Source organism: Vibrio sp. 10N.286.51.E5, from assembly GCF_041469125.1.
GTDB classification, from domain to species: domain Bacteria; phylum Pseudomonadota; class Gammaproteobacteria; order Enterobacterales; family Vibrionaceae; genus Vibrio; species Vibrio crassostreae_C.
Genome location: NZ_JBFRJZ010000019.1, coordinates 28880 through 39896 on the forward strand (window position 1 = coordinate 28880; position 11017 = coordinate 39896).

Sequence of the window (11017 nt, forward strand, 5' to 3'; positions counted from 1 at the left end):
TCAAGCAGGATATCGACTCAACTATTTGATGGCTATAACCTTACTGCGCTTGAGTTTCATAAGTTGCTCCTTTAGTTCTGTATTTTCATACTCTAATTCATTAATACGAGCTAATGCCTGAACTAGCTTGTCATTGAGGTGGTGCTGAGCCGCTGCAAATAAAGCCAGCTTTTCCTTTTCAGATTCAAACCTTTCTTTGAAATTTTGCTTGATACGTTTTTGTTCGTTGAGCTTAATGCGTACGATCTGAATTTCTGGCTGCACATAGTCACCCTTGGCTTCGACTATGTCTGTCTTACATTGCTTTACCTTTTCAACAAACTCAGGGTAGTAGTAACCACTGCCATTCCCCAGATTAGCCTCCTCCTCCACAGCCCTGACACTGAGTTTACGAGAGGTAGGTATTCGATTGGGTTTACCTTGAATTATTCGCTGTAATGCTGTTTCTAAGGTGGTTAGAGTGCTTTCACTTTTCCCCATTACAAGTTCCCCGCGATTCTTAGCTCCGCTTCAAAAGGCGAAAACTCCATATCAAAATCAGACATTACATTCTCTGCCGCTCGTATTTGAGTGATGTAGTGGCTACGTTCGCTGACGGAAATATCGTTACTTAATGCCATGTAAGCAACTAAACTACGGTGTTTTTTTTGCCACCACTTTGCTTGTTGCTCATCAATGATACTACTGCCAGAGCTGCAATCTACGCAGAATTGAGGGGTAACGACTCCGTCCATATCACAATCGTAGCCTGATTTACAATAGCTATGGGCTGTGCCATGGAGGGTCAACTCTCCATCTTTGACGGCTTTATAAATTATTTCCCAAGAGCTATAGATGTGTGGTGTATCACCTCGCATCTTTAAAATAGCTTTGCCATGTGAACCTGATAGTTTTTCGTCTGAGTGCCACTGCTGAAATATCTTATTGGCAATCATTCCGACGTTAATATTATCTAGTGTTTGCTGAATATTTTTATCTGTCGTTAAATTCAATAAACTGGCTACTCGGCCTCCATTGGTATACCACTCAGTCATTGTTAGATAAAGGTGCTTAAACTGCTGCTTTAATGCCACTACGGTACTGAGTCTCTTCTGTATGCAGTAAAATGCCAATGTGCGTCTAAATTGGTGTGTAGTCATAGGCCAAGGTTTACCTATCTTGACTTCTTTATTCACTCTTGCAATCGAATTAGGATTTGATCTAATGCACTCTTGGTAGTCTTCATTGGTGACAATAAAGTTAAACTGTTTGCAGAAACGTTTTAACCGATGATTCCAATCGGTAATGAGCTTAGGACGTTGTGAGCGAGCACCGTGATTTACCCAGAGAGAGTTAGCATATGCGTCATCGGGATATTTAGTATTCTTACGCCAATGTTTCGTCAGCTCTGACATCAATTCAATCGCCTGTTTAGATGAAGAGGCTGTAACCCATGTCTCTCGCTTTTCCCCTAATTTGAAAGTGTGAGACTGCAACATGTGAAATGTACGACCTTCAAATACATCCATGTAATAGCTATTGGGGGTGAGCTTATCTAACTCTGAATCGCGCATGCCACTAAAACCGCCGCAAATGACGTAGCACGATGTAATAAGTTGCCCTAGATAACGCTGAAATTCACTACCATTTCTCAGCGGAACCCCTTTAACTTTTTCCCTCAATGGGGCAATTATGTCTTTCGGCTTTTGAGGTTGATTGTCTGTAATTGTTAAAGCTAATTTGTGGTGCTTAATTTCATCTCTTTCGTCCATAAAAGCGAAAGTGCGACCTTGTTGTATTTTTCGCTCAACTTTTGCCTTCCCTTTTAAATAGTTGCTTTGAAGATCAGCTTCTACATCGGCAATTATTTGCTTGTGTGGCAAAGCAGCATTTACTAAATCTATCGCTTTACCATAAATGGAATCACATAATTGCTCTGGGATGACAAGCGTTTGCTGCCCATCTCTATCGCTTATTGCCTTGGTTCGAATAGAGGATTGAACCAGCATTAGTCCTAAATTGAGTTGATGCCAAGGTTCTAGCCAGATGCTTGCATTGATGGCAATAAATGCTTTTCTAACAGTGCTTTGTGAGTAGTTTTTTGATTTCAAATAATCTTCAAAATTCGACCAGTTTACAGGGTCGGAAAGAGCTCCTAGTGACTCTAACTGGTTATTTCTCAAAAACTGACAAGCTATTTTCAGATCTGTTAAGCGAGAGTGGCATCCTGTGAAACTCAGAGCTTTTCGTCCTCGTGGGTTTTTATTAAATAGCCACCCAAAAGCGAGGAGTTTCATTTCCAGTTGTAGCTTTGGGTGGTTGTTCCAATGATTAAAGTCCAAGCTGTTTTTCTGTTTATTTCTTGAAAAAGGTATGCAATCCCAGCGATTATCTCCAAAGGTTGCAGTCACATTCCCGTAAGAGTCCTTACAAACAATCACTCGGTAGAGCTCTTCCAACTTACCACTATGGTAAAGACCGACAACATCTATATCCTCAATCTCATGCTCTTTGGGGAAGTCTAAAATGTAGAGTTTAGAAGTATCCATTATGCCTCCCTGCTTAATGGTTGTGGAATAAGCTCAAGAATTGATTCGCTATCATTCCACAAAGGGTGATAACCATCATTCAATTTAGATTCCGCTTGTTTCAATATGTTTGTTTTCAGGTGAGGAAGTATCTTTGTCTCAATAAATGTCACAACTGATTCGAAATTTTTCCGATAATGGTGGGCGTCTAGGTGAAGGTAAAGTGATTCTTCAATACATGCTTTAAAGGATAATAGGCACCAGATGTCATCCACTGCTTGGACAATAACTTGGTCAGGGCAACCAAAACAACCTAACAAATCTGCACATGCCAACTTCTCTCCTTTTTTGAGTAGACCTCGACTTTGTGCTTTTCTCGTATATTTCTCTGACTTCTTTCCAAATGGCGTGGCGCAGCCGCTCCCACTCGGTGTACGACTTAAATTAGGGATAGAGGCCTTATATTCTTCTTCAACTACTAATACATCGATTCCTAAGTTCGCTTGGGCATGCTTGGCATCGGTTTGGCTTTGTATTTGCTCCTGCCTGATGGATAGGGCGTCTTGCAACATTCCATTATTAGTATGTTTGTTGCCCTTACTGTAATGACGTTTGCGAATCTTTTGGGTGTTATTTAGCATCATGTCATTAACGAACTCGCCTTGATGATAAGCGGTTAGTTGAGCCCCTGTTTCTCTGAATCGGCTAACTACGGGTCGCAACCTTCTCCCTGTTTGATCTGTGAAGGTGAAATATTTTTCAACCCAGTCTTTTAAAAAAGAATTGAGGGTTGTACTTTTTATCGGTTGTGTTTTATTTTTCACCACCGTTTTAAGTAGTAGGGCACCTTCATCATCGTTAAGAATTTTTGAAGCGTGTAGAAGTTTATCAAAGAAGCTCATCGCATATTTTGGTACTTCTAATACGTCATGTCCCCCCATTTCTACTTGAATAGTTTTAAACGCGCGACGCTTAAAAGCGGGCATGGTGTACCAAACTTCATCTAGAGATGTTGAGACATTTTTAGGTTGCTTTAACTTAAATAAATCCCCTGTATTGGTATAGGTGTAATACGCTAAAAGAAATGTGCCTGCGCACATCATTTTTGATACACCACCACATAATTGATAACTCTTCCCTTGCCAAGTAAAAGACATGGTTCGAGTACTATTTCCTACTTTTATATGCTTTTCAGGTTGATTAACAAATTGCTGATAAGTTTGGTTGAAAATACGTCTTAAAAACGGGAGTAGTTGGTTCAAATCACTACGAGTATAAGCTTGAAATGGCTCTGTATCTGCTCTCCCCATAATTGCAATGTTGTTAAAATAATCTCTTGGCAAATCAAGGTATCTTGTCGCTAAAATATTTAACTTTGAGCTAATCTGCGAGTAAGTGCTACGCTTTATTTCATGACACATAACGCGATTCTTCTGATATGTCATGTAACCTTCGATAGAAACTTTGGAGAAAGCTTCAACATTATTCTTGTCACACCACTGAAGAAAGTGTGAAACAAATGAAAATAAAGCATAGAGTGTTAAGTGACTTTCACCCTCTTTGATTGCTTCATCGAACTGATGTTTTAATTTACGAACACATGTTTCACGATTGGCTATTTCAAAACTACCACTTTGTTGCAACTGACTAGTTGTTGCCCCCCCAATGACAAGTAGGCGGTTGAAGTCCGCAATTTGGTTGCATTCTGTTTTCAATTGAATGCATAGTTCTGGGTTCCAATTACTTAGGTAAGTCAGTTTACTCATTAGCACCTCCAAGTGCTTCATGCATGATGGTGTCTAATATTCCAAACTTCACTTTAAATGCTTCTTTGCGTTGAAGGTAATGTACATACTTCCAAGTGGTGTAGTCGTTTCTGTGCCCCATCCAACCCATGAGTAGTCCTATACATTCTGAAGCAAGCAGTCCAACTTCAAGTAAGTCACTTAATCGGTACGTTGCATACGTTGAACGTAGATCATGAAAGCGATGAACGAATGAAGGGTTAATGTCTTTGATTGAAGCTCTTAATTCTGTCCATCTAGCTTCAATAGACTTAGCGGTAACAGGGTTGCCTTGCTCACTCACAAAAAGAGGCTCATGGCGCTGACACAGTTCAAGCCTTTCGATGACATCGTGTTTTAGAGTTAATGAGTTATCAGATAAGGACTCTAGCTTACGATTGAGTTTGTTTACTCGTTTAATTCTACGTTCAGAAGTCCGGTATTCATTAAGAGCGGTTAATAACTCTGATGATATTTCAATACGCCTTTGCTTTAGGTATTTCGTTTGCACACCTGTTGATTGTGGCGATAGGACTATTTCGTAACGATGCTCACTTTCAGCCAAGGGTATTGCTGTATCAAGGGCACTCAGAGAGAGCGTAGCCACCTCTTGAATTCGCATTCCCGTATCAATAGATATCAACACTTGAAAGCGTAATTCTTCTGATGCGCGAGGCAGGTGCTGTGTCAGGATATTTAGTGACTCACGAGTGAGTGGAGATAAAGGTCGAATGTTATTACTGCTGGCGTCCTTCGGTATTTTTATTCGCAAGTCGCTTGTTTCAACGGTGAACGTTGGTGATATGTGAGCCAGCATTCCAGTACTTTGGACGGATACAAACTCCATCTTAAACGGTGCTTCCTTTTCATCCTTTACGCGTAAGTAACCATCATGCATTAGCCACTTATAGTAATTGACGATTTGGTTCATACGAACACTGGCAGTGCTATGTGCCAATTCACCATTCTTGATTTTTTTTAATAAGTGAGATCGAAAAAGGTAAGTGGGTTTGAGCCTCTTGACTGGCGGAAACTGATCCCATGCTAAATCATTGTCTTCAAGAAATTGATAATAGGCGTGTAGAGCTTGAGCGCAAGGTGATAGGTCTCGTGCTGTTTTTACCGTTTTTAGATAGAAAAGGTAGCTATTAGCTTCATGGTTAAATATGCCTTCTTTTGTAAATAGAGTAGGCAAGGAACCAATATTGTTTTTGAGGGGAGAGCAGTGGAGAACCCCATTGCTTGATGTGTGTAACTTTGTTTCTTTGAAAATATCGCTTGAATGTATGAGTGATGACATAAATATACCTAGAAAAGATCACTGGCTATGCATTGAGCATAGTCAGTGATGGGTTGTTTTCCAGATTTATTTATGTGTGGAAGATACTTTTCCTACACTAACCTGTCATGGTAACAAACTCTTCGCTGCCCGTTGGGTGAATTGCCACAACAGAGTCGAAGTCTGCTTTGGTTGCGCCCATCTTCATTGCAACGCCGAAGCCTTGAATCATCTCATCAACCGTGAAACCGATGCCGTGTAGGCCAACGACAGTCTCTTCTTCGCCAGCACATACTAGCTTCATCTTACAAGGTTGACGGTGCTTGGTTACTGCTGTGTACATAGCCGTGAAGCCAGATGTGTAAACCTTGATGTTGTCTTTGCCGTACTTCTCTTCAGCTTCTTGAGTCGTTAGACCAATCGTGCCGATAGGTGGGTGGCTGAATACGACAGTAGGCACTAGCTTGTAGTCCATTTTCGCGTTAGTTTGACCGTTGAATAGACGCTCAGAAAGCTGACGACCTGCTTTAACCGCTACAGGAGTTAGCTCGATACCGCCTTCCATGATGTCGCCAACACAGTAGATGCCAGGAACGTTAGTCGCTTGGAACTCGTCTACCTTGATGTAGCCACGATCGTTCGTCTCAACGCCAGTTGATGCTAGGTTGATAGCGTCAGTTGCTGGATGGCGACCGATAGCCCAGATTAGGTGGTCAACGTTTTGAGTGTTGCCGTTCTCTAGGTGTAGAGTCAGTGTGCCATCCGCTTCTTTCACAACTTCTTTAGGCACTGAGTGCGTGTGAAGTGTTGGACCTTCTGCTTCCATTACTTCTACTAGCGTTTCGATGATCATTGGATCGAAGCTACGTAGTGGAGATTCTTTACGACAGAACAAGTGTGTTTCTGTGCCTAGTGCGCTTAGTACACCTGCGATCTCAACTGCGATGTAGCCAGCACCGATAACCGCAACGCGTTTTGGTTGCTCCATTAGGTCGAAGAAGCCATTTGAGTCGATGCCGTATTCTGCACCTGGGATGCTTGGAATTGTTGGACGACCACCTACCGCGATCAGGATGTGATCTGCTGTGTAGTGTTCACCGTTCACTTCAACAGTCTTTACGTCAACACCTTCCCCTGAAACAAAGCGCGCAAAGCCTTTGATTACGTTTACTTTGTTGTTACCTAGTACGCGGTCGTAAGATTGGTGGATACGACCAATGTACGCTTGGCGGTTTTCAATCAGCTTGCTCCAGTTAAAGCTTTTTACTTCAACGTCGAAGCCGTAGTCCTCAGAGTATAGGTTGATTGCTTCAGCGACTTGAGCGCCGTGCCACATTACCTTTTTAGGAACACAACCAACGTTTACACAAGTGCCACCAAGGTCTTGAGCTTCGATAAGTGCAACTTTTGCACCGTGCATAGCTGCGCGGTTAGCCGATGCGATGCCGCCTGAACCGCCACCGATACAGATGTAATCAAAATGAGTCGCCATTACTTTCTCCATTTATTGAAGGTTGTAGTCACAGTGAGAGCACTGGATACCTACGTCCTATAGATTCTTAAATTGTCTAATTATTATATTGAGGGCAGATCGGTTGAACTCAATCTCCCTGTTTAAAATTTATTCGTCCACATCACAGTCTGTTGAAGATTCTTCAGTCTATGATGTGGACTCGAGATTACTCGGGTACGATCCACTCTACTTTGAAGTGACCGGTCGCTGGCGCAATTGCTTCCTTCAAGAATGGAAGAATCTCTTTCATTTGGCTTTCTAGCTTCCAAGGCGGGTTAATCACGATCATGCCTGATGCCGTCATGCCACGCTCGTTGGTGTCTGGTGATACGCCAAGTTCGATTTGTAGAATCTTGTTGATGCCTAAGCCTTCGAGACCTTCGATCATATCTTCGATATCACAGCGATTTACTACCGGGTACCAAATTGCGTAGATACCGGTTGCCCAGCGCTTGTGGCTTTGAGCGATTGCAGTCACGACATCACGGTACTCTTTTGCCAGCTCGTAAGGCGGGTCGATCAGTACTAAACCACGACGTTCTTTTGGTGGCAGGCTGCCCTTTAAGCGCTTAAAACCATCTTCTTTGTAGATAGATACCTGACGATCACGGTGGAACTCTTGCTCAAGCAGCGGGTGATCGGCTGGGTGAAGCTCAGTCAGTACCATGCGGTCTTGGTCACGCAGGTGTGCACGTGCAACACGTGGAGAACCCGGGTAGTAACGCAGTTTCTCGCCATTATTGAGAATGGAAATAGACTCAAGGTAGCTTTGAATGTCTTCAGGAAGGTCTGTTTGCTCCCACACACGAGCAATACCTTGCTTGTATTCACCGGTTTTTTCAGACCATTCATGCGTTAAGTCGTAACGACCTACACCAGAGTGAGTGTCATGATAAACAAAAGGCTTATCCTTCTGTTTCAAAGAATTAAGAATAAGGCTCTGTACGATATGCTTTACTACGTCGGCATGGTTGCCCGCGTGGAAGCTGTGGCGATAACTTAACAAATTAAACTCTCGTAACACTCTCGAATTAGAGTGTGGTTAGTGTAGGTGGGGTTAATCAGACTATTATAACCCTCAATGGACCATAAATTCTCGAACAATTCAGGAACAGTCGCTAGCAATATGCAGTTAGTTATTGGTTCTACTATTGAAATTTGCCTTTATGGGCACTATTTAATAACTATTCGCAGGTGATTTTTTAGGGCGAACTTTAGCCTGATGACTGTAAGACGACCTCATTACAAAAAAGACGAAAGTCTCTAAAGCCAAAGGAATGTTTATATGTCTAATCCGCTATTAACCTTCACGGACTTACCTCCGTTTTCACAGATCAAGCCAGAGCACGTAAAGCCTGCAGTTGAGCAAGTGATTGAAGCGTGTCGCAACAAGATAGAACAAGTACTTGAAGGTAATACTTCACCAAGCTGGGACAACCTAGTTGCTCCAATTGAAGAAGTGGATGATCGTTTAGGTCGCATTTGGTCACCTGTAAGCCATATGAACTCTGTCGTGAACAGTGACGAACTGCGTGAAGCGTATGAGAGCTGCTTACCTGTGCTATCTGAATACGGCACTTGGGTTGGCCAACACAAAGGCTTGTTCGAAGCGTATAAAGCGATCAAGGCGAGTGAAGCATTCTCTGCACTGAACCGAGCTCAACAAAAAACTATTACCGACGCACTGCGCGACTTTGAATTGTCGGGCATTGGCTTACCTGCAGATGAACAGCATCGTTACGGCGAGATCAGCAAGCGCCAGTCTGAGTTAGGCTCTCAATTCTCAAATAACGTGCTTGATGCAACCATGGGTTGGAGCAAGCAGATCACAGACGTAGCTGAGCTGGCAGGTATGCCTGAATCAGCACTGGCGGCAGCTCAAGCGGCGGCTGAGTCTAAAGAGCAAGAAGGCTATCTACTGACTTTAGATATCCCATCATACCTACCTGTGATGACCTACTGTGATAACCAAGAACTGCGTAAAGAGCTTTATGAAGCGTACGTAACGCGCGCTTCAGATCGCGGTCCAAACGCAGGTAAGTGGGACAACACTGAGATCATCACCGAGCAACTTAAGCTGCGCCACGAGATCGCGCGCATGCTTGGTTTCAGTACTTACAGCGAAAAATCACTGTCGACTAAGATGGCAGAAACGCCAGACCAAGTGCTTGGCTTCCTAAACGACCTAGCAGTAAAAGCCAAACCGCAAGGTGAGCGAGAAGTTGAAGAGCTACGCCAGTTTGCTGAGAAAGAATTTGGTGTCTCTGAGCTAAACCTGTGGGACATCGCTTACTACAGTGAGAAACAAAAACAGAACCTGTTCGAGATCTCTGATGAAGAGCTTCGCCCATACTTCCCTGAATCGAATGTGGTTTCAGGCCTGTTTGAGGTGCTTAACCGTGTGTTTGGTATGTCGGTAACAGAGCGTGAAGGTGTCGACACATGGCATGAGTCAGTGCGTTTCTTTGATATCTTTGATGCGACTGGAACACTGCGTGGTAGCTTCTACCTAGATCTATACGCACGTGAACACAAACGTGGTGGCGCTTGGATGGATGACTGTCGTGGTCGTCGCATTACCGAATCTGGCGAGCTACAAACGCCCGTCGCTTACCTAACGTGTAACTTCAACAAGCCAGTTGGTGATAAGCCAGCACTGTTTACTCATGATGAAGTCGTGACTCTGTTCCACGAGTTTGGCCACGGTATCCACCACATGCTGACGCAAGTAGAAGCGGGCGCAGTTGCGGGTATCAATGGCGTGCCTTGGGATGCGGTTGAATTACCAAGTCAGTTCCTAGAAAACTGGTGTTGGGAAGAAGAAGCGCTGTCGTTCATCTCTGGTCACTTCGAAACGGGTGAAGCGCTACCAAAAGAGATGCTAGAGAAGATGCTAGCGGCGAAGAACTTCCAATCTGCGATGTTTATCCTGCGTCAGCTAGAGCTTGGTTTGTTCGATTTCACGCTACACACAGAATACGACCCTGAAGTGGGTGCTCGCGTACTAGAAACGCTAGCGGATGTTAAGTCTAAGGTGTCGGTACTGCCAAGCCTAGATTGGAACCGTTTCTCACACAGCTTTGGTCATATCTTTGCTGGTGGTTACAGCGCGGGCTACTACAGCTACCTGTGGGCAGAAGTGCTATCGGCAGATGCGTTCTCAGCATTTGAAGAAGAGGGTATCTTCAACACTGAAACGGGTAATCGCTTCCTGAACAACATCCTTGAAATGGGTGGCAGTGAAGAGCCAATGGAGCTGTTCAAACGCTTCCGTGGTCGTGAGCCACAAATCGACGCAATGCTGCGCCACGCGGGAATCAACGCATAATCACGGTAACTATCTAGTTTATTGCGAAAAGAGCCTCTAGTTAGAGGCTCTTTTTTTGTCTGTGCGTTATGCCAAGCAAGGCGAATCAATGTTATGGATTCACATTGCGGTTGATAGGGTTCTGCAATGAAATCAGTGTCTCTGTCGACTGAACTTCATCGATCGCTTGCAGCTTATCGATCAATACAAACTGCAGCTCTTCTATCGACTTACACATCAGCTTTACAAAGATATTGTAAGCACCAGTGGTGTAGTACGCCTCAACCACTTCGTCTAAGGCATTCAGCTTAGCGATCGCCGAGTGGTAATCTTTGGCAGCATTAAGGTTGATGCCAATAAAGCAACACACGTCGTAACCCAGTTTTTTGGTGTTTACCACAACTTCCGTTCGCTCGATAATGTCTGCCGATCTCATCTTTTCGATGCGAACGTGAATCGTCGCAGGGCTGACATCGAACTGCTTTGCCATTTCAGCGTAAGGAGTTCGTGCATCTTCCATCAAGGTTTTGAGAATGGCACGGTCTAGATCATCTAGACGAGCTGTGGTTGTGGACATGCATAATCCTTAGGTTGAATGAAAAACATACCGGCTTGAGTACACATCAT

The 11017-nt window shown here is 43.7% G+C and carries 8 protein-coding genes; 1 reads left to right on the plus strand and 7 read right to left on the minus strand.

Going from position 1 to position 11017, the window contains the following annotated elements; all coding sequences use genetic code 11:
- Nucleotides 1–21: 21 nt before the first annotated feature.
- The 6 genes from AB4161_RS06390 to AB4161_RS06415 all read right to left on the minus strand — a co-directional run bounded on the left by AB4161_RS06390 (nucleotide 22) and on the right by AB4161_RS06415 (nucleotide 8089).
- Entirely contained in the window at nucleotides 22–480 is a 459-nt protein-coding gene (locus tag AB4161_RS06390) for a hypothetical protein (RefSeq protein WP_372083034.1), read from the minus strand.
- Nucleotides 480–2528, minus strand: a complete 2049-nt coding sequence (locus AB4161_RS06395) for a hypothetical protein (RefSeq protein ID WP_372083035.1) — start codon at nucleotides 2526–2528, stop codon at nucleotides 480–482. The genes AB4161_RS06390 and AB4161_RS06395 overlap by 1 nt, the downstream gene beginning before the upstream one ends.
- The gene (locus tag AB4161_RS06400) at nucleotides 2528–4273 is read right to left on the minus strand and encodes a hypothetical protein (protein WP_372083036.1); all 1746 of its coding nucleotides are present in this window, start codon (nucleotides 4271–4273) and stop codon (nucleotides 2528–2530) included. Before AB4161_RS06400 ends, AB4161_RS06395 begins: the two co-directional genes overlap by 1 nt.
- Nucleotides 4266–5591 (minus strand): tyrosine-type recombinase/integrase, encoded by a 1326-nt coding sequence (locus tag AB4161_RS06405; RefSeq protein ID WP_372083037.1) that lies wholly within the window; start codon nucleotides 5589–5591, stop codon nucleotides 4266–4268. The genes AB4161_RS06400 and AB4161_RS06405 overlap by 8 nt, the downstream gene beginning before the upstream one ends.
- A gap of 97 nt (nucleotides 5592–5688) precedes the next feature.
- Nucleotides 5689–7062 carry a glutathione-disulfide reductase gene (gene gorA, locus AB4161_RS06410; RefSeq protein ID WP_372083038.1) on the minus strand — a complete coding sequence of 458 codons (1374 nt, stop codon included), beginning with the start codon at nucleotides 7060–7062 and terminating at the stop codon, nucleotides 5689–5691.
- Between the two features lie 187 nt (nucleotides 7063–7249).
- Complete coding sequence (locus AB4161_RS06415) at nucleotides 7250–8089, minus strand: 23S rRNA (adenine(2030)-N(6))-methyltransferase RlmJ (protein WP_017060143.1); 840 nt, start codon at nucleotides 8087–8089, stop codon at nucleotides 7250–7252.
- Nucleotides 8090–8368: 279 nt separating this feature from the next.
- Between AB4161_RS06415 and prlC the strand changes: the two genes are divergently transcribed.
- Nucleotides 8369–10411, plus strand: coding sequence for an oligopeptidase A (prlC, locus tag AB4161_RS06420; RefSeq protein WP_136977233.1), 2043 nt, complete (start codon nucleotides 8369–8371; stop codon nucleotides 10409–10411).
- A gap of 91 nt (nucleotides 10412–10502) precedes the next feature.
- Here the strand turns inward: prlC and asnC are convergent, their stop codons facing one another.
- Nucleotides 10503–10967 (minus strand): transcriptional regulator AsnC, encoded by a 465-nt coding sequence (gene asnC, locus AB4161_RS06425; protein WP_008218581.1) that lies wholly within the window; start codon nucleotides 10965–10967, stop codon nucleotides 10503–10505.
- Between the last annotated feature and the right edge of the window lie 50 nt (nucleotides 10968–11017).

Coding starts and splice junctions, on each gene's coding strand:
- AB4161_RS06405 (WP_372083037.1), bottom strand. CDS start 5,591: ATGTCATCACTCATACATTCAAGCGATATTTTCAAAGAAACAAAGTTA.
- AB4161_RS06390 (WP_372083034.1), bottom strand. CDS start 480: ATGGGGAAAAGTGAAAGCACTCTAACCACCTTAGAAACAGCATTACAG.
- asnC (WP_008218581.1), bottom strand. CDS start 10,967: ATGTCCACAACCACAGCTCGTCTAGATGATCTAGACCGTGCCATTCTC.
- AB4161_RS06400 (WP_372083036.1), bottom strand. CDS start 4,273: ATGAGTAAACTGACTTACCTAAGTAATTGGAACCCAGAACTATGCATT.
- AB4161_RS06395 (WP_372083035.1), bottom strand. CDS start 2,528: ATGGATACTTCTAAACTCTACATTTTAGACTTCCCCAAAGAGCATGAG.
- prlC (WP_136977233.1), top strand. CDS start 8,369: ATGTCTAATCCGCTATTAACCTTCACGGACTTACCTCCGTTTTCACAG.
- gorA (WP_372083038.1), bottom strand. CDS start 7,062: ATGGCGACTCATTTTGATTACATCTGTATCGGTGGCGGTTCAGGCGGC.